This window comes from Enterobacter sp. DC1, from assembly GCF_000568075.1.
GTDB lineage: Bacteria > Pseudomonadota > Gammaproteobacteria > Enterobacterales > Enterobacteriaceae > Enterobacter > Enterobacter asburiae.
The window spans coordinates 1,049,762-1,072,274 of sequence record NZ_AZUA01000001.1 but is presented as its reverse complement, the minus strand read 5'-3'; the positions used below and the strand labels follow the sequence as shown (position 1 = coordinate 1,072,274).

Here is a 22,513-nt window from a genome sequence, read left to right as displayed (position 1 = left end):
GCAGCCGCCACCCGGCAAAAAAGCTACTTCAGTCTGTCGGAAAGATAACGCTGATAGTCCGGAATAAGGATATCAACCGGCGAGTTAAACTGCGGCGACTCGATGATGAAATCCGCTGTCGACAGGTTTGTCGCCACCGGAATATTCCACACCGTCGCCAGGCGCAGCAGCGCTTTGACATCCGGATCGTGCGGAACCGCGTTCAGCGGGTCCCAGAAGAAGATCAGCACATCAATTTTCCCTTCGGAAATCTGCGCGCCGACCTGCTGATCGCCGCCCATCGGACCGCTCAGCATGGCATTCACCTGCAGACCCGTTTCGCGCTGGATCAGGTTACCGGTGGTGCCGGTCGCCGACAGGGCGTGCTTCTCCAGCGAAGACTGATGGCGGCGAACCCAGTTAAGCAGCATTTGTTTACAGTGATCGTGCGCCACAAGAGCAATGTGTTTGCGCTCAGGCAGCGTGCGTGTTGTCAATTCCATAATCATATCCATCAGGTTAACTGACTACACGATGACGGGAACCGTCTGACGCTGCAAGAGAAAGGCGTAAAAAATGTGGCTTATGATGAAGGTTGTTGTTTTGCCCACTGTAAAAATCGGGCCCGCGTGTCGGGATCGGCCTGCTGGAACCAGAATTTAAGGCGCTGTTCCGTCAGGGTCTGGGACTGGGGAGGAATAACGTCCAGTTCAGAGACGCCGGATAAAAGCGTACTGTCGTCCGCCATCATGGTGGCAAACTGCGGAAGCGAGGCGCGTTTCCCCGCTTTGTTATAGGTCTGGGTCGCGGCCTCGTAATCCGGGCCTTTCGGTGAGGTCGTTAACGCCAGAATATCCAGCTTCACCGGAATCGGCATCGCATCCCCGTCCAGCAGTTCAACGCGGGGTGAGGCGTCGAAAGCCGCAGATTCCTTCTCCGTTTCAAGGCGAGGCAGGGTGATATTCACCTGACTGATTTGCCGGGTATTAAAGCTGACGATCAGCGGCGGGGAGATGTACATCCGTTGCTCGTGATTAGCCAGACCGATCGGCTTTTCTACCCGGAAGACCAGCTGATGCGGCCCGTTATCTAACTCGATGCTGTCTGCACCGCGCAATAACGAGCTGGAGACCTTTTTCCCGTCCAGTACAAGGAGATCAATGTTGGTAGAGAGCCGGAGCGTGGTAGCAAAAACGCAGACCGGCATCACTAACGCAATCAGAGCAGTGGCAATACCGGTTTTCATAGAAGGCTCCTGTCAGAAATCCTGTCGCCGCATTAATGTATCTAAATTTTTCGATAATCACGTTTACTAACATATAGACATATTTCGCCGTTTTGCCCTCATGCATCTGTATGGGATGGATGGTTGAGATGTGCGGTTTGGCGTACACTTTCAAAAAAAGCCAGGAGAAAAACCATGAAAGAGAACGATATTGCCGAGATTCTGACATCCACGCGTACCATTGCGCTGGTGGGCGCGAGCGATAAACCCGATCGCCCAAGCTATCGGGTGATGAAATACCTTCTCGATCAGGGCTATCACGTCATCCCGGTCTCGCCAAAAGTGGCGGGGAAAACATTGCTGGGCCAGCAGGGTTACGCCACTCTTGCTGACGTGCCGGAAAAAATTGATATGGTCGATGTCTTCCGTAATTCCGAGGCGGCGTGGGAAGTGGCGCAGGACGCTATCGCCGTCGGCGCGAAAACGCTGTGGATGCAGCTGGGCGTGATTAACGAGCAGGCCGCCGTGCTGGCGCGGGACGCGGGGTTGAAGGTCGTCATGGACCGCTGTCCGGCGATTGACATCCCCCGTCTGGGGCTGGCGAAGTAATAAAAAAAGCCCGTTCATCGGGCTTTTTTTACACGCTTAGTTCCGCAGGCGCGGAGCCTGTAACTGTTTGCGGATAGTCTGAGCAAGTTCATCCATTGTGGGTTGCTCCGGATGCTCTTCCTGCAGCTCGCTACTCAGCTGCGCTTCGGCCAGATAGGTGTGAACGGGCTGTCCATCATCACCTTCCATTACCACATGGTACCAGGGCGCAGCGCGAAGCTCTGCGTTCACCGCCAGCTCGTCTGCTGACGGTTCATCAAGGGAATACTCCGGGTCGATATCCACGACCACACCCAAATACCCTAGCAAAGTGTGGCGGACCTGCTGGCCGATACCGAATTTGCTGGCAATCATAGTCACCTCCCGGGAAACACTACTTACACGTTATGTGCGGGCAATATTTCTCTTTTCAAGTTACATGACGCGACAGGCAAACCCTTTCAGATACAGTCCTTCCGGGTAGGTAGCAATCACGGGGTGATCGGCTGCCTGACGGAACTGCTCTATAAATTGTACATCACGGCCAGCATCTATTGCGGCATCGGCGATGATTTTCTGAAATAAATCTGTGGTCATCAGGCCGGAGCAGGAGAAGGTGAGCAGAACTCCGCCCGGGTTCAGCAGCTGGATAGCCAGCATGTTGATATCTTTATACCCGCGGCACGCGCCCATCAGCTGGCTTTTGTTTTCCACAAACTTCGGCGGATCCATCACGATGACGTCGAACTTCTCGCCCTGGTCGCGATATTTACGCAGCAGCTTGAACACGTCATCGCGGACAAACTCCGCTTTGCTCAAGTCCAGCTTGTTGAGCTCGACGTTCTGTTTTGCCACGTCCAGCGCTTCCTGCGACGTGTCCACGCTTACCACCTGGGCACAGCCGCCCATCAGCGCCGAAACGGCAAAACCGCCGGTATAGGAGAAGCAGTTCAGCACGCGTTTGTCGGCAACGTACTGACGCGTAGCCAGACGGCTATCGCGCTGGTCGAGGTAGTAACCCGTTTTGTGCCCGCCCTGAATATCCACCAGCAGCTTCATGCCGTGCTCTTCAATCGGCAGCAGGGCCGGTGGCAGTTCGCCCGTTACGGGCCCCTGAGTCAGCTCCATGCCTTCTTTTTTGCGCACCGCCACATCGCTGCGGTCGTAAATTGCGCATTCCGGGAACAGCGTTTGCAGCGCGCTGATCAGCGCGGCGCGCTGGTATTCCGCTCCGGCGCTCAGGAGCTGCAACACCAGGAAGTTACCGAAGCGATCGATGGTCACGCCCGGCAGGCCATCGGACTCACCGGCAATCAGGCGGTAGCTGTCCAGCCCGTCGCGTTTTGCCAGCCAGTCGCGCCACTGCTGCGCCTGCTGCAGACGGCGAACGAAGAAGTCGATGTCGATGGTTTCATCTTTATCAAACGTCCAGACGCGAGCACGGATCTGGGACGCTGGCGAGTAGGCGCCTCGCGCTAACCATTTCCCCTGATGGTCAACGATATCAATGGTTTCACCGAGGCTGGCTTTGCCTTCCATACGGGCAACCGCGCCGGAAAAGACCCAGGGATGACGGCGCAGTAATGATTTCTCGCGCCCTTTGGCTAACACTAAACGTACACTCATAATTTGCTGTTCTGTCGATTTCAGGAAATGGCGCGTAGATTACCACATTCAGCAAGGCGCAATCATCTGCGGATGCCGTTGAGCGTTTCGGCACAAAATCAAATCGCTTAGGCACATTACGATATTGCAGTTGGCTTTAGAGTGGGGCTTCCGGTTCAGCAAAGGGAGCACCCATGAAAAAGCGCAGTGTGATAGCCATAGCCGCTCTGGCGGCGATTAGTTTTCAGGTTTTAGCAACAACGCCTTTCGACGTCACCAGCCAGGATATTTCCGGCGAAAGGCGACTGGCGCAACAGCAGGTATTTGAGGGATTTGGCTGCCACGGTGGGAATATCTCACCGCAGCTGGCATGGAAAAATCCGCCTGCCGGTACGAAAAGTTTTGCCGTCACGGTATATGACCCGGATGCGCCCACCGGCAGCGGCTGGTGGCACTGGACCGTAGTCAATATTCCGGCGAAGACAATGACGCTGCCCGCTGATGCCGGTAACCCTAACGGCGAGAAATTACCTGCCGGCGTTGTGCAGGGGCGTAATGATTTCGGCTATTCTGGATTCGGCGGCGCATGTCCACCCGAAGGGGACAAGCCTCATCGCTATCAGATTACCGTCTGGGCCCTGGAAGTGGATAAACTGCCCGTCGACAACAATGCCAGCGGCGCGCTGGTCGGTTTTATGCTCAATAGTCACGTTCTGGCAAAGGCTCAGTTAACAGCAACCTACAGCAGATAAGGATGGCAGGGTGCAGGAGTTTCATTTTCGACATAACCATCTTACCGCGGGTGAAGTGACTGCCAGCAAAATGCATCGCCTGCACCAGGTTAAACTGTTTTTTCCGGCTATTTGTCATATCACTCACGGCAGTAAGGTCATCGTTCAGGATGATTACCGCCTGGAGGCGACACGGGATGAGCTCATCATTATCCCGGCCAATACGGCGATGGAGATTATCAATCAGCCTGTAAACGGTCTGTTTCACTCGGATTTGCTGATGTTGTCCCCGGAGATTGTCGCCGAGTTTAAAGCACATTACCTGAAGTCCTGGCCGCGCACGACGCTGCATTCGCTCTGCGCCCCGCTGAGCGAGGGACTGGCGTTTATGTGGGATAACCTGCTGCACGCCGTGCGTCAGGATTTACCGGAGGCGCTACAAAAGCATCAGGCTTTCGGCCTTTTGCTGGCCCTGCTGCATGATGGCGTGGCGGGTCCGCTGCTTGTTGAGCGAAACAGTAACCTGACGGAGCAGGTGCGGCAGTTCATTATGCTGTCGCCCGCCAGAGCCTGGACCGCGCAGGACGTCGCCAGCCGTCTGGCCTTAAGCGTGCCGACGCTGCGCAGGCGCTTGCGTGAAGAGTCGCAGAGTTTTCGCCAGATCGTGGAGGAGGTGAGGATGGCCGTTGCTTTGTCACAGCTCCAGTCAACCCGATTACCAATTGGCGAAATCGCATTACAATGTGGGTATCTTTCCAGCTCTCGTTTCACCGCCCGTTTCCGGCAGCACTATGGCTGTTTGCCGAAAACGCTACGTTAAGGAGAAGAAAAATGTCAAAAGTCTGCATCATTGCCTGGGTTCACGGCGTTGTTCAGGGCGTGGGGTTCCGCTACAGCACTCAGCGCGAAGCGGTTGAGCTTGGGCTAACGGGATACGCGCGAAATAGGGACGACGGCAGCGTTGAGGTGGTCGCCTGCGGCGAAGCGGAGCAGGTCGACAAGCTGGTGGCGTGGCTGAAAGCGGGCGGGCCGCGCAGCGCAAGGGTTGATAAGGTGTTAACGGAACCGCATCAACCCGGGCGCGAATACGTAAACTTCGGGATTCGGTATTAAATACACTTCACCGGCTTAGGCAGGCCGGCAATTTTGGTTGCCTGTTTTGCCGGGCCTTTCGGGAACAGACGATACAGATAGCGGCTGTTGCCTTTCTCTTCGCCGAATTTATTGGCCATGGCTTTAACAAGCATGCGGATCGCCGGAGAGGTGTTGAATTCAAGATAGAACTCGCGAACAAAACGCACCACTTCCCAGTGTTCGGGGGAGAGGGTAATCCCTTCGTTTTCCGCAATTTTCTCCGCCAGCGGTTCGCTCCACTGGCCACTCTCTTTCAGATAACCGTCGTTATCGGTCTCGATCTCTTTGCCTTCAAAACTCAACATAGTCATTCACGCGTCAGTCAAAAACCGCAGCAGTGTACCAAAAAACAAAGCCCCGCATAAGCGGGGCCTGTTCACAGCGCTGCGGATTAATCGCGGCTGGCGAAGCCCAGGATGCTCAACAGGCTGACGAAGATATTGTACAGCGACACATACAGGCTCACGGTGGCGCGGATATAGTTCGTCTCACCGCCGCGAATGATGTTGCTGGTTTCAAACAGGATCGCGCCTGAAGAAATCAGAATAAACACGGCGCTGATTGCCAGATGCAGGGCAGGCAGCTGCAGGAAGATGTTTGCCACCATGCCCACCAGCACCACCACAACACCCGCCATCAGCATACCGCCGAGGAAGGACATGTCCTTACGGGTGGTCAGAACGTAGGCCGAGCAGCAGAAGAATACCAGCGCGGTGCCGCCCAGCGCCATGCCGATAAGGTCACCCATACCGGCAGACAGATACGCATTCAGCATCGGCCCCAGGATGTAGCCCAGGAAGCCGGTGAAGGCAAACGCGGACAGAATACCGACGGGCTTGTCAGCGGTTTTGTAGGTCAGGAACATCAGACCATACATACCCACCAGCGTCAGGATCAGCCCCGGAGACGGCAGCATCAGCACGGTGCTGGCGGTGGCGGTGATCGCTGAGAATGCCAGCGTCAGGCTGAGCATGAAATAGGTATTGCGCAGCACCTTGTGGGTGCTGAGTAGCGATGTGCGGTCGCGTGAAGAAGTAATTATACGATCCATGAGTCACTCTCTTATGACAGATGTAATTAGTGGAAAGAATAGGAAACGGCACGCCAGTCTCAAAGTGGTTTTACCCATCTTTACTCAGCACGTTAGCGCTGGAGGCGGTTATTTATTCTGCAGAAATCCGTTTCGCCAGTATGAACAGCGGTTTGCGACAATTTACCAGATCAAGCTCTTATAGGTTACTGAAAAATATTGCGTTATTACCATTCGAACGCTAAGAGTTATTTCCGGATCGTCATAAAACAGACTATAAGGCGAAGGAAATGAAACCACAAACACGCACTCACTTTACGCTCTCTTTGTTAACCGCAGGGATCCTGTGCGCCAGCACGGCAGCCTGGGCGGCTAACGTGCCGGCAGGAACCGCGCTGGCCGATAAGCAGGAGTTGGTCAGGAATAATGGCAGTGAACCGGCTTCGCTCGACCCGCATAAAGTCGAAAGCGATGTCGAATTCAATATTATCAGTGATTTATTCGAAGGGCTGGTCAGCGTCTCTCCGGCAGGTGAAGTCCAGCCCCGATTGGCGGAAAAATGGGAGAATAAGGACAACACCGTCTGGACGTTCCATTTGCGTCCGGGCATCACCTGGAGCGACGGCACGGCGATTACCGCTGAGGATGTGGTCTGGAGCTGGCAGCGCCTGATCGATCCGAAAACGGCTTCGCCTTATGCGAGCTATCCGGGCAACATGCATATCGCCAACGCGGCCGATATCGCCCAGGGGAAAAAAGCGCCCGACACGCTGGGCGTAAAAGCGATTAACGACACCACGCTGGAAGTGACGCTCACGCAGCCAAACGCGGCCTTCCTCGCGATGCTGGCGCACCCGTCGCTGATGCCGGTGGATAAAGTGCTGATTGGCCGCTTCGGCGATAAGTGGACCAAACCGGAGCATTTCGTCAGCAGCGGGGCGTATAAGCTTTCGCAGTGGGTGGTCAACGAACGCATCGTGGCGGAGCGCAATCCGCGCTACTGGGATAACGCACACACCGTGATTAACAAGGTCACCTACCTGCCCATCACGTCCGAGGCTTCGGATGTGAACCGCTATAAGGCGGGCGAAATTGACATCGTGTACACGGTGCCGATTAACCAGTTTGCCCAGCTCAAGAAAACCCTGGGCAGCGAGCTGGACGTCTCTCCGCAGCTGGCGACCTATTACTACGAATTCAATACCACCCGGCCGCCGTTCAACGACGCGCGCGTGCGTAAGGCGCTCAACATGGCGCTGGATAAAGACATCATCGCCGGGAAAGTATTAGGGCAGGGGCAGCGCCCGGCGTGGCTCATCAGCCAGCCGGATATCGGCGGCGTGAAGCTACAGAACCCGGATTACGCCAGCTGGCCGCTGGACAAGCGCATCGCTGAGGCGAAAAAGCTGCTGAACGAGGCCGGATATAACGCCAGCCATCCTCTGAGCTTCAACCTGCTCTACAACACCTCTGAATCGCACCAGCGCATCGCGATTGCGGCCAGCTCCATGTGGAAGAAAAACCTCGGCGTGGAGGCAAAGCTGCAAAACCAGGAGTGGAAAACCATGCTGGACACCATGCACACCCACAACTTTGACGCGGTGCGGTACGCGTGGATTGCCGATTACGACGATGCGGCGACCTTCCTGAACAACTTCCGCTCTGGCGACAGCGAAAACACCAGCCAGTACAGCAATCCGGACTACGATGGAGCGCTGGTGAATGCCGCAAAAGCCAAAACGGCGGAAGAGCGGGGTAAGTACTACCAGCAGGCGGAAGATCTGCTGGGTCGTGATGTGCCGGCGATTCCGGTTTATCACTACGTCCGCACGCACCTGGTGAAACCGTGGGTCGGTGGATTTACGCCGGATAAGCTGGGGTACTATTTCACGAAAGATATGTACATCAAAAAACACTAGGCCTGTGCTGATAAAATCGTCGATGTGTCGTCAGTTCAACCGATTAAACACGTTTTGACTATTTTTAAAGCGAACGAGTGCAGCCACTCTTTACAGCACGCGGTGAGGTGTTTATAGTTCGCCTCACTTAGGAAGCGTGGCCGAGCGGTTGAAGGCACCGGTCTTGAAAACCGGCGACCCGAAAGGGTTCTAGAGTTCGAATCTCTACGCTTCCGCCAAACATAAACCCCAGGTTACTCGTTAACCTGGGGTTTTTATTTTGGATTGACCGATCCGCCTCACACTTTTAAAACCCCGCTATTCCCCTGTAAAAATCAGACGTTATCATTCACCCCGTAAATACCTTTTCATCTCTCACCGAGGCTTTGATGCTGGAGAATGTTTTCATCAGATAATCAGTTTCCCGCCCTTTTCAGGACGGACTGGTTATCGCTGCGCTTAAACCTTACGCACGCACCTGCGGGTGTGGGCTCGTTTTTACGCATGATGATTACACAGGTTTTCCAGTATGAATTTATCCCGTCAGGAACAACGTACCTTACACGTTCTCGCCAAAGGTGGACGTATAGTGCACGTCCGCGATAGCTCTGGCCGCGTCACTTCCGTTGAGTGCTACACCCGTGAAGGGCTGGTGCTGAGCGACTGCACGCTTAGCGTCTTTAAAAAACTCCGCACCAAAAAGCTGATCCGATCCGTGAACGGGCAGCCTTACCGCATCAACACCACCGGGCTGAACAACGTTCGCGCCCAGCTGGATAATCGCTAAGGAGAAGTGATGAATACACCTTACACAGATAGCTATGACCGCGCTTTTTTGCTCGATACCATGATGGGCCCAAACGCCATGCGGCTTACCGAGGAGCTGGTTGCTCAACTGCAGATTGATCCAGGGATGCGCATACTCGATCTCGGCTGCGGGAAAGGGATCTCTTCTATCCTGCTCGCCGAAAAATATGACGCCACGGTTTTTGCCGCCGACCTGTGGATTAAGCCGAGCGAAAACGCAGCGCGTTTCAGCGAACGGGGTCTGGACGGAAAAATTTTTCCGCTACGGGTTGATGCTACGAAAGCGATCCCGTTCGCTCATGATTACTTCGACCTGATCGTGAGCGTGGATGCGTATCAATACTTTGGCAACAATGACGCCATGCTGGGCACGCTGCTACCTTTCCTGAAACCCGGAGGACATATTGCGGTTGCCGTTCCCGGGTTTATCGGTGAATACAGCGAAACGCATCTTCCGGAGGTGGTTAAGCTTTTCTGGACCCCAGAGTGGTATTTCTATCCGCTCTCCTGGTGGAAAGCGCTGTGGGAAAAAGAGGCCGCTTCGGTTCTGACCACCGTGCGGGAGATGGATACCTGCCAGCAGGCGTGGGATGAGTTTATGCAATGCGAGATCGCCCAGGAAATGATGGTACCCATTATGGACGCGGGCGCCGGGGCTTATTTCAACATGATCCAACTGGTGGCGCAGAAGCGCTAAAAGGTCATAAACAACGCCACCCTCGGGTGGCGTTCATGCATTGAATTGTGCAAATGTAGGCCGGGTAAGCGCAGCGCCACCCGGCAAGAAACGCGGCGTTATGAGCGGATAAAGGCCAGAATGTCCGCGTTGATGGTATCCGCGTGCGTGGTATGCATCCCGTGCGGGAAGCCCGGATAAATTTTCAGTACGCTGTTCGCCAGCAGCTTGTCCTGCAGCAGGGCTGCATTCTTATACGGCACGACCTGATCGTCATCGCCCTGCAACACCAGAACGGGAACCGTGATGGTTTTTAGATCCTCCGTCTGGTCGGTCTCTGAAAATGCCTTAATCCCCTCGTAGTGGGCCTTGGCGCTGCCGATCATTCCCTGACGCCACCAGTTTTGAATCGTGCCCTGTGAAACGTCCGCGCCATCCCGATTAAAGCCGTAGAAAGGCCCGCTGGCGACGTCGAGGTAAAACTGGGCGCGATTAGCCGCCAGCGCTTTGCGGAAGCCGTCGAAAACCTCGATGGGCGTTCCGCCGGGGTTACTGTCCGTTTTGACCATCAGCGGCGGGACGGCGCTGACGAGGACCGCTTTGGCGACGCGCCCCTGCGGTTGCCCGTACTGCGCAACATAGCGGGCGACCTGTCCGCCGCCGGTGGAGTGACCGACGTGCACGGCATTGCGCAAGTCCAGGCTTTCAACCACGGCCGACGCGTCGGCCGCGTAATGATCCATATCGTGGCCTTCACTCACCTGGTCCGAACGCCCGTGACCGCGACGATCGATAGCGATAACGCGATAGCCTTCAGCGAGGAAGAAGAGCATCTGGTTATCCCAGTCATCGGCACTTAGCGGCCAGCCGTGGTGGAAAACAATGGGTTGAGCCTCTTTTGGGCCCCAGTCTTTGTAATAAATATTGACGCCGTCTTTCGTTGTTACGAATGCCATACCGTAGACTCCTCTGTTAAAGGCAAAACGTTCCCCGGCTGAGCGCACAGCGAATCATTAATGCCTTAATTAAGTTGGCTTTTTTCTCTTTCCCGTACCGACAGTACTCCTAAAGTGTAGGAGAAATAGTAAAAGCAGTCGGTTTCATTCCTGTGAAAAGGAGCAGAACAGCGTTCAGGAGGAGGGGGAACGAATGAAGGCTCCGGAGAGATCCTCCTGAGCCTTCAGGGCAGCATTAACAGCAGGGGCGTTTAGCGGTTTTCTTCAATATAGCGGGCCAGGTCCGCCGGGGTTTTTAGCACCGTCGCCACGTCAGTTGGCGGGATCATGCAGCCGTAAACGTCCTGCACTTCCAGCACCATATCGACCGCCAGGATGGAGTCGAGAATGTCGGATTCAATCAGTTCATCGTGAAAGCCCACCTTACGGGATAACACTTTTTCGAACAGGGCGAGAATTTCTTGTTCCATAATTTTTCCTGGAGTCATTAATTTGTGCGGGCGTAAGCGTCCAGCAGCTTGCGGTCAATTTTGCCGTTAGGATTCAGCGGCAAAGCGTCTTTTACGATAATTTGTGAAGGCACCATATAGTGCGGAACGACCTTCGACAGCGATGTTTTGATGGTGTCCGGCGCCATATCCGTCACGCAGAACGCGGCAATGCGCAGTACGCTGCCGCAGGATTTCATCAGCGGCAGGACCACCGCTTCGTTGATGCCGGACATGGCCAGCAGGCGGTTCTCGATCTCGTTGATTTCAATACGGTAGCCGTTCAGTTTGACCTGGCTGTCGTTGCGGCCCTGACAGTAGATCAGCCCCGCCTCATAGCCCAGATCGCCGGTCCGGTAGCCGCGAAACGCTTCATCTTCCCGACGGAGTAATTTCGCCGCGTTCTCCTGCGGCAGGCCGAGATAGCCGCGCATGACGTTTTTACCCCAGATAATCAGCTCGCCGTCGGCGGAAATTTCCATTTTGCTCTCAGGCATCATGACGCCCACCGGCAGCACGGCGCTGTCGCTGTTCAGGATCGCATCCGTGATTTCAACCACGGTCGTCGCGATGGTCGCTTCCGTTGGGCCATACGAGTTAATGATTTTGGCCTGCGGGAAGCGGCGGCGAAGCTGTTTAACCAGCGCTTTATTGAGCACTTCGCCAATGAAGATAAAGACGTTGAGCGCGGGCAAATACTCGCTGTTGAACTGCGGGGAAAGCAGCTGCTGGTATGCAAAAGAAGGGGTGGAAACCCAGGCGGAGACCGCGTTGCTTTTCAGTCGCTCCAGCCAGTTCTCTTTCTGAATGTCCTCTTTGGCGTTCAGCACGATGTGTCCGCCCATCGCCAGATTCGCCAGCAAAGGGATCAGGGAGAGGTCAAAGCTGAATACCGCGTGGTTCATCAGGACCGGTTTTTCCGGCAGTGAAAAGTCCTGGCTGACCCATTTCATGAAGTGCCATACGCTTTCACGCCCAATCTGCACGCCTTTAGGTTTACCGGTGCTGCCTGAAGTAAACATGATGTAGGCCAGATCCTGCTCCTCCAGTACCTTGCCCGGTTCCCCGGTGGCGATGAACTGCCGGGTCGCCACGTCGTAATAGTAAGGGGCGCTGGCCAGATGGCAGATCTCCCGAAGGCGCTCCTGCGGATAGATGCAGTCCACCGGGATGTACGGAATGTTGTGCAGCAGGCAGCTATAAATCGCCACGGCGAAATCGACCTGCTGGTGTCCGTACAATACGACCGGCGTACCGGCAACAGGCTGGCAGCGCTGATAGCGCTGCGCCCAGTCCGTCACGGCAGCGGAAAGCTGTAGCCAGCTTAAGGCTTCGTCGCTGCCGCTGATGGCCAGCTGCTGCGGGGAGGCGGGATCGCACAATGCCGCACGTAAGAAATCCTGCAGTTCCTGAAGATCGGAGTGATTTTTCATAGAGGTGACATTCCACTAAAGATGTAAAGGGATCCCGCGGCGCTTCCCAGCGTCAGAATTCGCCCTAAAAACGCAACGGCCGGATACTGCAGGCCGCGGTGCAATGCCGGGCTGCGTTTGGCTGACCACAGCAGCATGTTGTGAGCGACGGAAATCGCGCCAAACAGCGCGCCGCTGATGACGTAATGGCGTTCCAGTCCATTCCATGCCCCCATGCAGAATAAGGTGCAAAAAATACCGATATTTTGCGCCAGCGTTTTGTTCTGACGGAAAAAGTTGAATTTCATCAGATTCATATAAATGGGCATAAAGACCACATCGCGCAGCCATTCAGACAGGCTGATGTGGAAGCGGCGCCAGAAATCCTGCGGGTTCTTTGCCAGAAGCGGCATGTTAAAGTTTGCCGGAATGCTGAGCCCAAACAGGCGGCCCGCGCCGATGGCCATATTGCTGTAGCCCGCAAAATCAAAGTACAGGTAGGTGCTGTAGGCAATCGACATCACCACGCCCACGGTCAGCGTAAACGGCTTATGGCTCCAGGGCTGCACGACAAGCGAATCAATCAGCATGGCAAACAGGAACTTCTGGACAATGCCGGTAATGATTTGCTCCAGCGCGACTAAAAACTGTTCGCGGTTAAGGGCAAATACGGGCTTGCTGACGTCACTCATCCACGTCCGCCAGCGGTACATTGGGCCGGCCAGGATAATAAAGGGCATAAACAGATAACAGAAATAGTGCAGGAAATTCTGACCTTCTTTTTTACTGCGATAGAGCAGCACGTCCAGCGCGCGGAACGTCATAAAAGAGAGGCCGATCATGCCCCAGTGGTTATTTAAATGTAATTTCACCAGTAGCAGCGGCAATAATGTCAGAACGACCGCCTGCCACGTTTTTAACCATCCCTTCTCTTTAAGCGTGGCGAAAACATAAAAGCTGAAAAAAACGGCGACGGGGACAATATAATCGCCCTGAAATATATATCCCCATCCCAGCGCCGTCAGCACCGAGAGCGCAGATAACCAGGTCAGACGATGGCGCAATACGCGATTAACCAGCGCAAACGCCAGCGCGGATGAAAACAAATAAACAAAAAACATTCCTGAGCTGTACATCATTCGGCCTCAGAACTTTTGATATTCAAAATGCAGCTGCATACTCATGCTGTCATCGACAGAGGTCCACGCGACGATGGTGATCGCCAACAGGAGATAAAGGAAAAAAAGACGGATCGCGATTTTCATCATTTAAAACTCTGTGCAATAAAGCGAATCATAGGAACCCAGGCCAGTTCGGAAGGGTGCAAACGATCCCAGTTCCAGCCATTCTGATAAGGCATGGCGTACATATCCAAATAAGGGATCTGGTTTTTTTCCAGAATGGTTTTTATTTGTTTATCAACCGGACGGAAAGTATCGGTATTGTAAAGCGCCCAGGGGTTAACCGGGTCGACGATAGCAATCACCTGCACGTGACGTTCTTTCAACAGCTGGACGGTTTTACTGAAAGCGGCGATTTGCGCAGGCACAACCGGCGTGTCATCCCACTGTTGCGGCTTACCGTCCTCTTCGTAAATCGTTTTGTCCATCCACAGCGTAGCCGCGCTCTGCTGGCGTTTTTTATTTAACTCGCGCGCATTCGCCAGCTCTTTATCCCAGTCAGGGGCAATGTGGGCGGCTGGCTGCTGCGGCCAGGGCTGTACCGTCTGGGGCGTGATGTTGAGCAGCGCCAGCCAGTCGTTTTTTATCAGGGTGCAGACGTTGGCAAACTGGAAGCTCAGCTCGTCCCACATCAGATCGGGGTGCCAGCCAAAGACGCGCATTTGGCCAAAGGTTAAATGGCTTATTTCTTTACTATCAATATGCTTTAAATAATTAACCAGCAGCGGGCGCGCCTGCGGATCCTTCATCAGCGGATTAAAAATAGAACCGGGGAAATTATCGGCATAGATAGCCGGTGGCAGCCCTTTTGAGTAAAAACTGTCAGGGGCCAGAAGCAAAACAACTTTACTGTTTGCGTTAAGGCTATTTTTAAAACGTGAGAACAGTAAAAATTGCGTTTCATCATCGACGAATGCATCGCCATACGCCACGACGGGTTTGTGCAATTGCTTATTAAAGTAATTATATACAGCGTAATGTTCATCCTCTGAGGTGGCAACCTCAGACGCGCCAATGAAAAAAATAGCATTCCCTTCTAAGGCATGGGAAATAGTCGCAATTTTTTCCGCTTGTCCTTTAGGTGTGCCCGCCATTGATTTAATCAGCGGCTGGAAGGTGAGGGGCGGATTGAAGCTCGTCACCAGCGGGTGAACACAGAGGAACAAAATGGCCAGGGTCGCCATCAGGATATGTAAGCAAAGCGTATTTTTGATTTTCATCATCAACCAGTAACACTGCATGGCAGTAATTTCTAAATCTGTGGGTACTCAGATTTATAACAATTACACAACAAATGACCGTTTATTTTTGTGGCATTCTATACCAGAGCGATTTAAAAGGATGAGCGTTGCTGTGTAACGGTATGTACAAGGGGGCTGTGACCGATGCGCGGCAAGCGTCTGGGTGATTTTTGCGCAGTCAAACGCCGGTGGGTAAAAATAGAAAAATTCCTGCTTTACAAGGTGCTAATAGATGTTTATAGTGCGCCTCACTTTGGAAGCGTGGCCGAGCGGTTGAAGGCACCGGTCTTGAAAACCGGCGACCCGAAAGGGTTCTAGAGTTCGAATCTCTACGCTTCCGCCAAATTTGAAAACCCTGCGATAGCAATATCGCAGGGTTTTTCGCTTTACAGGGCAATCACCAGTTCCCCGGAATGGCTCCGTGAACAGCACAGCGCCACCTGCTGCTCCGTCCCGCCTTTTTCCGCCTCCGACTGCACGCTATCCCGATGATCCACCACGCCGTCAATCACCGGCGTCAGGCACGCCCCGCAGATCCCCATTTCGCATGACAGCGGCACGTCCACGCCGTTTTCCTGTAATACCTGAGCGATGGTCTTATTCGCGGGCACCGGCCAGCGCTCCTCGGTGGAGGCGAGTTTGACCGTAAAGATCTCGCCCGCGTCACCGCGTGCGGCAGGGGCCGCGGGCTGAAACGCCTCGCTGTGAAGATGGCCATCGTCCCATCCCCTGGCCGTCGCCACGTCTCGCACTTTTTCCATAAACCCTGCCGGGCCACAGATCCAGGCGTGAAGTCCCGCCCCGGCCGCGGGGAGATGCTCTGCGAGCGCTGTGCGCGGGCTTGTTGTATGAATGATGCACTCACCGCACTGCGAGAGTTCGCGCGCAAACGCCGCACTTTCGCGGCGTTTGACGTAATAGTGCAGCGTAAACGGCGTTCCGGCCGCCTTCAGCTGCAGGGCCATCGCATACAGCGGCGTAATGCCAATGCCTGCCGCAAGCAGCAACACCCGCTCAGCCTGATGCAGCGGAAACAGATTGCGCGGGGCTGAGATCGCTAATTTCTGCCCGGGTCGCAGCGTCTCGTGAACGTAGCGCGACCCGCCGCGCGAGGCGGTTTCCCGGCCAACGCAGATAAGATAGCTCTCGTCCTGACATGACCCGGTCAGGGAATACTGGCGCACCGCGCCGCAGGGCAAGTGCACATCAATGTGCGCGCCGGGCTGCCATGCCGGCAGCGCGTTACCGTCTTCAGCCACCAGCCTGACGCCGAGGCTTTTATCGCCCTCGCGCCACAGTCCGTCAACAATTACGCTCAGCATATCGGCCTCCGTCATACGAGGAAAAATTCGCCAAAGCCCATCTTCTTCAGTCCCCGACGGTAGGCAATTGAGCTTTTATCGGCGGGAATATGGGCTTCCAGCGTCAGGTCCAGCGGCAGACTTTCCGGGCGCTGGGTTTCGACCATCAGGCGATCCTCTTCAAAAATGCGCAGGTTAAAGGCATGCACATCCTCCACCGGAATATGCAGGTCAAAGTTACGCGCGATAGGGGCGAACATGCGGGTCACGCGCGATGACACCGGCGACGCGGCGTTCATGATGACCAGTCGCGATTCTCCCGGAAAATGAATCGTCAGGGTGGCGGTAAACGGCAGATGCATTTCAAAATGGCGCAGCCACTGGAACCCTTCTGGCGCCTGCACGGGTGAACCGGCGGGATAGTTGCTCACGGAGCTCCAGTAATCCGCCACGAAGCCGAACGGCGTCTCCTGCGGCTGATAGGCGGGGACAAGCTGGTTACTGGGATCGGCAAAGGTATCGGTGTGGATCCACGCAAAGTGCGCCACGTCCAGAAACCCCTCCACCTGTCGCCCGGCGAAGCCGTTTACCTCAAACGCCGGGCAGTTGATCTGCTGAAATCCGTCGTCATCCCAGTGCGGCATGGTGGGCAGCGGTGCAGGATTGTCCGGGTCAAACGCCAGGCAGGTCCAGATCAGGCCGAAGCGCTCTTCCACGGCGTAGTTAATCAGGTTCAGCTTCGCCGGAACGGCCTGGTCGGGGCTGGACGGAATACGGTTGCAGCGCCCGTCTTCTCCAAAGCGTAAGCCGTGATAGGGGCAGATAATCCCGTGCTCGTCGTGAAAGCCGAGCGTCAGCGGCACGCCGCGGTGCGGGCAGACGTCACGGGCGACCACGACCTGGTCGTTAATCCGGTAAATCACCAGCTGTTCATCCAGCAGGGTCGCCTTGACCGGTGCCGGGCCAACGTCGCAGGCGCGCGCGACCGGGTGCCAGCATTTCGCCAGGCGCAGCCAGTCCTCTGGCTCAAACGTGCAGTGGGCGGGTGGAGTCGGTTCTCTTTTCATCGTTGTCCCTCTTGCGTTCAGCCTAACGGGCCGCCCTGAATGGTCTCGCACAGACCGTTGATGATGCGCTCCCCGGTCTCTTCTTTGAGCTCCTGATACCAGGCCTGCGTCAACGCCATGTCTTTCCCGTGGGTGACGTCGCAGCGTTTACGCGCCTTCAGCACCAGGTCGCGCACGCGGTCGCAGCGCAGCGCTTCGTACTGCCGCAGCGCCAGCGTAATGCTATGGTTTTCACGCAGGCACTCCCCCAGCACGACGGCGTCTTCCATCGCCGCACAGCCGCCCTGGCCGATATCCGGCGTGGTGCTGTGCGCGGCATCGCCGAGCAGCGCAACGTTGCCGCGCACCAGGCTGTCGAACGGCTCAATGTCGTGGATTTCAATGCGGTTGGTCGTTTCAGGATCCAGCGCCGCGATAAGCTTCTGCACCGGCGGCGCCCAGCCGCGGAAGTAGCCCGTGAGGTCGGCGCGCAGGGTGGTGCGATCCTCCGCCAGGCCAGCGGGCAGCGGCACGTCAAAAAAGAAGTAAAAGCGTCCGCCGGAGACGGGCATCAGCGACACGCGTTTGCCTTCGCCAACGAAGGTGGTCCACTGGTGCGCCGGGGCGATCTCTTCGTCAATCTTCACCAGCCCGTTCCAGTTCACGTACCCGGCGAAGCGGCGCTCCGGGGTGTATCCCAGCACGTACGGGCGAACCGCCGAGTGGCTGCCGTCGGCGGCAATCAGAAAATCGCCGGATGCCGTGGTGCCGTCGGTGAAGGTCACGCTCACGCCCGCGTCGTCTTCATTTACGCGTTCGACGCGCTTGCCAAACTGCACCCTGTCGCGCCCCCAGAAGTCCAGCATTTCGCGCTGGAGCTCGGCGCGCGAGACGGGGCAGGGACGCCCGCCGGTACGCTCAACCAGCGGGGCAAGGCTGAAGCGGGTCAGGGTCTCGCCGCGCCGGTAATCCTTGTAGGCCATAAAACGCATCGGCCCGCCGTAGGTCTCGATGATGTCGCCCATGCCGAGGTGCTGCATGCATTTCACGCCGTTAGGCCAGATGGAGATGGCCGCCCCGACGGGCCTGATCTCCTTTACGGCTTCAAATACGGTACAGTCGATGCCCGCTTTCTTCAGCGCGACGGCGGCGCTCAGGCCGCCAATACCCGCGCCAATGACGATTGCTCTCATGCTTCTCTCCTTTTGCAGGGTGTAAAGACATTCAGCAATTTGCGTACCAGGCTGCAGAGTGGCGAAAACGGCGTTGTGGGGGAGACGTTTGCACTGCTAAGGTGCGCAAACGCGGTGAACGTGCCTTTTTTTGAATCAAAAATTTCCAGTTGAGCTATACGGAATCGACTGTTTCACGCCCGCGTTCAGAGTGGCGTGGTTTGTGCAACAACCCGGAGGAAGACAATAAAGGAGACACTATGATCGCACTGCACGACTTCAATCATCTTCACCACGAAAAGGCGTTAGCGCTGATTCATCCCTGCGTGGCGCTCCCCGAGTGGGCCGATGCGCTGACTCTGGGGCGACCCTACGCCAGCCGGGACGAATTGTTCAGTACGGCAAAAGCGCTGACGCAAAACTGGGACGAAGCGGCGCTGGCGCAGGCCCTTAGCGCCCATCCGCGCATCGGGGAAAAGCCCGCTGGTTCACAGGCGGAGGCGGCGCTGTCGCGCCAGGAGCAGGGCGCGGTGAACGATCGCGATGCTGACCTTGCCCAGGCGCTGCGCGAGGGCAATGCCCGCTACGAGACCCGCTTCGGACGCGTGTTTCTGATCCGCGCGAAGGGCCGCAGCGGCGAGGAGATTTTACAGGCGCTGCACGCGCGGCTGGAGAACAGCGACGCGCAGGAAGTCCGTGCCGCGCTGGAACAGCTGCGGGAAATTACGCTGCTACGGCTGGAAGGAGTTATTAGCAAATGAGCACACTCAGCACCCATATTCTCGATATCTCGACGGGCAAACCCGCACAGGGCGTGACGGTTCATCTCGAAAGGGAGGGCGAAATCATGGCGACGGGCGTGACCAACGTAAACGGTCGCATCACCGAATTTGTCCCTTTCCTGCCAAAAGGCCGCTATCGGCTGGTGGCGGAGATCGGCGCGTGGTTTAGCGAAACCGGTCGCGACACGCTCTATCCCTGCGCGCAAATTGATTTTGTGACGGGAGAAACGGCAGACGAGCATTTCCACCTGCCGTTTGTGATTGCGCCCGGCGGGTGGTCAACCTACAGGGGAAGTTGACCATACCCGCTCGCCGTTGACCCAGGTCTCGCTGATGTTGCGCTCGTCGCCGAGGGTCATCAGCACAAAAAGCTGCTCGTAGATATCCTGACAGCGGCGATTTCGCAGGCGCTGCAGCGGCGTTACGTCAGGGTCGATCACCACGAAATCCGCCTCTTTGCCGGGCGCGAAGTTGCCAATCTTATCGTCCAGTCGGAGGGCGTGCGCGCCGCCCAGCGTGGCGTGGTAAAACGCCTCGCTGGCGCGCAGGCGGTAGCTCTGAAGCTGGCCGACCTTGTAGGCTTCCCCCAGGGTGCGCAGCATGCTGAAGGTGGTGCCCGCGCCGACGTCGGTGCCGATGCCCATCCGCACCCTGTGCTGCCAGCAGGCGGGCAGGCGAAACAGCCCGCTGCCGAGAAACAGGTTAGAGGTGGGGCAAAACGCCACCGCCGAGCCGGTGTCATGCAGGCACTGCCACTCGCTGTGGTGAAGGTGAATCGCATGGGCAAACACGCTGCGCTCGCCGGTCAGGCCGTAGTGATGATACACGTCCAGATAGCGCTCGTGCTCCGGCCAGAGGTCGCTCACCCAGGCCACTTCGTTAGGGTTTTCGCTCAGGTGGGTCTGCATCCAGGTATCCGGGAACTCCTCTCTGAGCAGGCTGACCGCGGCGAGCAGCTCGGGGGATGAGGTCGGCGCAAAGCGCGGGGTAATGGCATAGCCCAGCCGTCCCCGGTGGTGCCAGCGCTGGATCAGCGCCCGCGTCTGCCGGTAGCTCTGTTTCGCGTCTTCGCTCAGGTATTCCGGCGCGTGTCTGTCCATCATCACCTTTCCGGCGATAAGGCGCATGTTCAGGCGCAGGGCTTCGGTAAACAGCGCCTCGACCGATTCCGGATGCAGCGTGCAAAACACCAGCGCGGTGGTGGTGCCGTTGCTGACTAGCTGCTGAATGAAAAATTCGGCGATCTCTTTCGCGTAGGCTTCATCGGCAAACTGGCTCTCCACCGGGAAGGTGTAGGTGGTCAGCCACTCCAGCAGCTGTTCGCCAAAGGCGCCGATCATCTCCGTTTGCGGGTAATGGACGTGGGTGTCGACAAAACCGGGCAGCAGCAGCCTGCCGCGCAGGTCGGTGTAGCCCTTGTGGGGGTCAAGATACTGCTCGCCCTCCTGCCACGGCATCTGCGCCAGAATTTTCCCGCTCTGTATAAACAGCAGCCCGTCCTCAAGGTAGCGCGCGTGTTGGGCAATCGCGTCTGCGCTGTCGCAGACCTGGGCAATATCAAAAAATGCACCGCGGATCGCTGTCTGGTAATCCATCATTGTTCCTGCCTTAGTGTTTGCGTAGCGGGGTGAGAAGGCGCAGCAAGAACAGTGCCAGAATGAACGGGCCGCAGGCACGCTGCGGCCGGAAGGTGGGGGTTACTCTTTTTGCGTCGCCACGCGGGAGCTGAACGACGTCGCGCCCGCCGTCTCGCGATCTTCCCGCGCCAGCCAGCGGTAGGTCACGCCGCCGAGGAAGACGCCGATGAACCAGCTGAAGTTCGCCACCTCATGCAGGGCCGGGATGAAGCTAATCACCAGGCCCACGGCAACGGACGGGATCAGTGCGCCGATGGCTTTCGGATTGAAGCCGTTGCGGTACCAGTATTTGCCCTTTGGCGTGTCGTCGAACAGATCGTCAACCGACACCTTGCCGCGCTTAATCAGGTAGAAGTCGGCAATCAGAATGCCGAACAGCGGGCCGATAAACGCCCCGAGCACGTCCAGGGTGTAGTGGATAAGCTCCGGCGAGTTGAACAGGTTCCACGGGGTGAGCAGGATCGAGCCGACGGCGGCAATCATGCCCCCGGTGCGGAAGCTGATTTTCTGCGGCGAGCAGTTAGAGAAATCAAACGCCGGGGAGACAAAGTTCGCGACGATGTTGATCCCGATGGTGGCGGTGATCATCGTCAGCAGGCCAATCGCCACGGCCAGATCGTTGCCCACGCGGCTGACGGTTTCGATCGGGTCGGTGATCATGCGGCCAAACAGCGACTGGGTGCCGGAGACAATGACCACGGTGACGATGGAGAACAGCAGGAAGTTAAACGGCAGGCCCCAGCGGTTGCCGCGGCGGATCTCGCCCATGCTTTTGCCGTAGCGGGAGAAGTCGCCAAAGTTGAGCAGCGGGCCGGAGAAGTAAGAAACCACCAGCGCGGTCGCGGTGATCATCTGCCAGGTCTGCTCGCCCGCGCTCAGGGATTTGCTGGCGAGGGTGAAGGAGATCCCGTCAAAACCGGTCTTGTATACAATCCAGCCTGCGAGGGCCAGCATCACCACGTAGACCGCCGGACCGGCGATATCAATAAAGCGCTTGATGGCGCTCATGCCGTGCCAGAAGACCATCGCCTGCAGGACCCACATGATGGCAAAGCAGATCCAGCCCAGATGCGACAGGCCCAGGAACGCGCCGGTAGTGAGCGAAGAGAGCGACGGCCAGAACTTCAGCGCCACCAGCATCAGGGCGTTGGCGGCCAGATAGGTCTGAATGCCGTACCACGCGAAGGCGATCAGCCCGCGGATCACCGCCGGAATGTTGGCCCCGAAGACGCCAAACGCCTGACGGCTGATCACCGCGTAGGGCACGCCCGCCATCTGGCTCGGTTTGGCCACCAGGTTTGCGCACAGCTGCACGATGCAAATCCCCACCAGCAGGCAAAGCAGCACCTGCCAGCTTGCCAGCCCGAGCGTAAAGAAGCTCGCGGCGACAACATAACCCCCCATGCTGTGAACGTCCGACATCCAGAACGAAAAGATGTTGTACCAGCTCCAGTTCTGGTCACGCGTCGGTGCCAGATCCTCATTGCAAAGACGTGGGCTGTAAACCGCACCGGAATCAGCGGCCGTACCCTGCTGCGCGTTTTGACTGTTTGGCATGAAACCTGCTCCTGTGAATGAAAACCCGTTGAGTGGGAGTGCAGACGGTGTTGCAGGATCCAGGCCA

At 56.6% G+C, this 22,513-nt stretch carries 26 protein-coding genes and 2 tRNA genes; 11 read left to right on the top strand and 17 right to left on the bottom strand.

Going from position 1 to position 22,513, the window contains the following annotated elements:
- Positions 1 to 23: 23 nt before the first annotated feature.
- The gene (gene mgsA, locus P346_RS16250) at positions 24 to 482 is read right to left on the bottom strand and encodes a methylglyoxal synthase (RefSeq protein ID WP_023311034.1); all 459 of its coding nucleotides are present in this window, start codon (positions 480 to 482) and stop codon (positions 24 to 26) included.
- Between the two features lie 80 nt (positions 483 to 562).
- On the bottom strand, positions 563 to 1,225 hold the full coding sequence (gene csgI / locus P346_RS16255; protein ID WP_032658152.1) for a curli synthesis inhibitor: 663 nt from the start codon (positions 1,223 to 1,225) through the stop codon (positions 563 to 565).
- A 174-nt stretch (positions 1,226 to 1,399) separates the two neighbouring features.
- On the opposite strand from csgI, the gene P346_RS16260 reads away from it, so the two are divergent.
- On the top strand, positions 1,400 to 1,813 hold the full coding sequence (locus P346_RS16260; RefSeq protein WP_028012609.1) for a CoA-binding protein: 414 nt from the start codon (positions 1,400 to 1,402) through the stop codon (positions 1,811 to 1,813).
- Positions 1,814 to 1,849: 36 nt separating this feature from the next.
- On the opposite strand, the gene hspQ is transcribed toward P346_RS16260, so the two are convergent.
- Entirely contained in the window at positions 1,850 to 2,167 is a 318-nt protein-coding gene (gene hspQ / locus P346_RS16265) for a heat shock protein HspQ (RefSeq protein ID WP_008499919.1), read from the bottom strand.
- Between the two features lie 60 nt (positions 2,168 to 2,227).
- Positions 2,228 to 3,418: a 23S rRNA (cytosine(1962)-C(5))-methyltransferase RlmI gene (gene rlmI / locus P346_RS16270; protein WP_032658151.1), complete on the bottom strand. Its 1,191-nt coding sequence runs from the start codon at positions 3,416 to 3,418 to the stop codon at positions 2,228 to 2,230.
- Positions 3,419 to 3,591: 173 nt separating this feature from the next.
- Here rlmI and P346_RS16275 point away from each other — a divergent pair, with 173 nt between their 5' ends.
- Genes P346_RS16275 through yccX form a run of 3 tightly spaced genes read left to right on the top strand, consistent with a single transcriptional unit; the run spans position 3,592 to position 5,241 of the window.
- The gene (locus P346_RS16275) at positions 3,592 to 4,149 is read left to right on the top strand and encodes a kinase inhibitor (protein ID WP_032658150.1); all 558 of its coding nucleotides are present in this window, start codon (positions 3,592 to 3,594) and stop codon (positions 4,147 to 4,149) included.
- 10 nt (positions 4,150 to 4,159) lie between these two features.
- A complete protein-coding gene (locus P346_RS16280) occupies positions 4,160 to 4,948 on the top strand; it encodes an AraC family transcriptional regulator (protein WP_032658148.1) in 789 nt (262 codons plus the stop codon).
- Between the two features lie 11 nt (positions 4,949 to 4,959).
- Positions 4,960 to 5,241, top strand: coding sequence for an acylphosphatase (gene yccX, locus P346_RS16285; RefSeq protein WP_032658146.1), 282 nt, complete (start codon positions 4,960 to 4,962; stop codon positions 5,239 to 5,241).
- On the opposite strand, the gene tusE is transcribed toward yccX, so the two are convergent.
- Positions 5,238 to 5,567, bottom strand: coding sequence for a sulfurtransferase TusE (tusE, locus tag P346_RS16290; protein ID WP_032658335.1), 330 nt, complete (start codon positions 5,565 to 5,567; stop codon positions 5,238 to 5,240). The two genes, yccX and tusE, sit on opposite strands and share 4 nt — an antisense overlap.
- Before the next feature lie 86 nt (positions 5,568 to 5,653).
- Positions 5,654 to 6,313, bottom strand: coding sequence for an FtsH protease modulator YccA (yccA, locus tag P346_RS16295; protein WP_023335168.1), 660 nt, complete (start codon positions 6,311 to 6,313; stop codon positions 5,654 to 5,656).
- A 269-nt stretch (positions 6,314 to 6,582) separates the two neighbouring features.
- On the opposite strand from yccA, the gene P346_RS16300 reads away from it, so the two are divergent.
- The 4 genes from P346_RS16300 to P346_RS16315 all read left to right on the top strand — a co-directional run bounded on the left by P346_RS16300 (position 6,583) and on the right by P346_RS16315 (position 9,694).
- Positions 6,583 to 8,211, top strand: coding sequence for an ABC transporter substrate-binding protein (locus P346_RS16300; RefSeq protein ID WP_032658144.1), 1,629 nt, complete (start codon positions 6,583 to 6,585; stop codon positions 8,209 to 8,211).
- 130 nt (positions 8,212 to 8,341) lie between these two features.
- Positions 8,342 to 8,429: transfer RNA gene (locus tag P346_RS16305), tRNA-Ser, on the top strand.
- Positions 8,430 to 8,719: 290 nt separating this feature from the next.
- Entirely contained in the window at positions 8,720 to 8,977 is a 258-nt protein-coding gene (locus tag P346_RS16310; protein ID WP_021240841.1) for a YjhX family toxin, read from the top strand.
- A 9-nt stretch (positions 8,978 to 8,986) separates the two neighbouring features.
- Positions 8,987 to 9,694 (top strand): SAM-dependent methyltransferase, encoded by a 708-nt coding sequence (locus P346_RS16315; protein ID WP_032658142.1) that lies wholly within the window; start codon positions 8,987 to 8,989, stop codon positions 9,692 to 9,694.
- A gap of 98 nt (positions 9,695 to 9,792) precedes the next feature.
- Here P346_RS16315 and P346_RS16320 read toward each other — a convergent pair whose 3' ends face one another.
- The 6 genes from P346_RS16320 to P346_RS16340 form a co-directional block, all read right to left on the bottom strand.
- Positions 9,793 to 10,629: an alpha/beta fold hydrolase gene (locus P346_RS16320; protein WP_032658141.1), complete on the bottom strand. Its 837-nt coding sequence runs from the start codon at positions 10,627 to 10,629 to the stop codon at positions 9,793 to 9,795.
- Between the two features lie 251 nt (positions 10,630 to 10,880).
- Positions 10,881 to 11,099, bottom strand: a complete 219-nt coding sequence (locus P346_RS16325; RefSeq protein ID WP_008499867.1) for an acyl carrier protein — start codon at positions 11,097 to 11,099, stop codon at positions 10,881 to 10,883.
- A 17-nt stretch (positions 11,100 to 11,116) separates the two neighbouring features.
- The gene (locus P346_RS16330; RefSeq protein ID WP_032658139.1) at positions 11,117 to 12,550 is read right to left on the bottom strand and encodes an AMP-binding protein; all 1,434 of its coding nucleotides are present in this window, start codon (positions 12,548 to 12,550) and stop codon (positions 11,117 to 11,119) included.
- On the bottom strand, positions 12,547 to 13,665 hold the full coding sequence (locus tag P346_RS16335; protein WP_032658138.1) for an MBOAT family O-acyltransferase: 1,119 nt from the start codon (positions 13,663 to 13,665) through the stop codon (positions 12,547 to 12,549). The genes P346_RS16330 and P346_RS16335 overlap by 4 nt, the downstream gene beginning before the upstream one ends.
- A 9-nt stretch (positions 13,666 to 13,674) precedes the next feature.
- Entirely contained in the window at positions 13,675 to 13,797 is a 123-nt protein-coding gene (locus P346_RS23650; RefSeq protein WP_023335174.1) for a hypothetical protein, read from the bottom strand.
- Positions 13,794 to 14,930 carry a D-alanyl-lipoteichoic acid biosynthesis protein DltD gene (locus P346_RS16340; RefSeq protein WP_032658136.1) on the bottom strand — a complete coding sequence of 379 codons (1,137 nt, stop codon included), beginning with the start codon at positions 14,928 to 14,930 and terminating at the stop codon, positions 13,794 to 13,796. The genes P346_RS23650 and P346_RS16340 overlap by 4 nt, the downstream gene beginning before the upstream one ends.
- A gap of 276 nt (positions 14,931 to 15,206) precedes the next feature.
- On the opposite strand from P346_RS16340, the gene P346_RS16345 reads away from it, so the two are divergent.
- Positions 15,207 to 15,294, top strand: a tRNA-Ser gene (locus P346_RS16345).
- Between the two features lie 43 nt (positions 15,295 to 15,337).
- Here the strand turns inward: P346_RS16345 and P346_RS16350 are convergent.
- From P346_RS16350 to hpxO, 3 genes are read right to left on the bottom strand one after another with little or no spacing between them, the layout of a single operon-like run.
- Positions 15,338 to 16,273 carry a PDR/VanB family oxidoreductase gene (locus tag P346_RS16350; protein ID WP_032658334.1) on the bottom strand — a complete coding sequence of 312 codons (936 nt, stop codon included), beginning with the start codon at positions 16,271 to 16,273 and terminating at the stop codon, positions 15,338 to 15,340.
- An 11-nt stretch (positions 16,274 to 16,284) separates the two neighbouring features.
- Positions 16,285 to 17,319: a molybdenum cofactor-independent xanthine hydroxylase subunit HpxD gene (gene hpxD, locus P346_RS16355; protein WP_032658134.1), complete on the bottom strand. Its 1,035-nt coding sequence runs from the start codon at positions 17,317 to 17,319 to the stop codon at positions 16,285 to 16,287.
- A gap of 17 nt (positions 17,320 to 17,336) precedes the next feature.
- Complete coding sequence (gene hpxO, locus P346_RS16360; protein WP_032658132.1) at positions 17,337 to 18,491, bottom strand: FAD-dependent urate hydroxylase HpxO; 1,155 nt, start codon at positions 18,489 to 18,491, stop codon at positions 17,337 to 17,339.
- Positions 18,492 to 18,730: 239 nt separating this feature from the next.
- Here hpxO and uraD point away from each other — a divergent pair, with 239 nt between their 5' ends.
- Both uraD and uraH read left to right on the top strand, forming a co-directional pair.
- The gene (gene uraD / locus P346_RS16365) at positions 18,731 to 19,231 is read left to right on the top strand and encodes a 2-oxo-4-hydroxy-4-carboxy-5-ureidoimidazoline decarboxylase (protein ID WP_032658131.1); all 501 of its coding nucleotides are present in this window, start codon (positions 18,731 to 18,733) and stop codon (positions 19,229 to 19,231) included.
- Positions 19,228 to 19,551 carry a hydroxyisourate hydrolase gene (gene uraH, locus P346_RS16370; RefSeq protein WP_032658129.1) on the top strand — a complete coding sequence of 108 codons (324 nt, stop codon included), beginning with the start codon at positions 19,228 to 19,230 and terminating at the stop codon, positions 19,549 to 19,551. The genes uraD and uraH overlap by 4 nt, the downstream gene beginning before the upstream one ends.
- Here uraH and guaD read toward each other — a convergent pair.
- Together guaD and P346_RS16380 are read right to left on the bottom strand one after the other, a co-directional pair.
- Positions 19,531 to 20,850 (bottom strand): guanine deaminase, encoded by a 1,320-nt coding sequence (guaD, locus tag P346_RS16375; protein ID WP_032658127.1) that lies wholly within the window; start codon positions 20,848 to 20,850, stop codon positions 19,531 to 19,533. The two genes, uraH and guaD, sit on opposite strands and share 21 nt — an antisense overlap.
- A gap of 99 nt (positions 20,851 to 20,949) precedes the next feature.
- Positions 20,950 to 22,446, bottom strand: coding sequence for an NCS1 family nucleobase:cation symporter-1 (locus tag P346_RS16380; protein WP_029741848.1), 1,497 nt, complete (start codon positions 22,444 to 22,446; stop codon positions 20,950 to 20,952).
- Positions 22,447 to 22,513 lie beyond the last annotated feature (67 nt).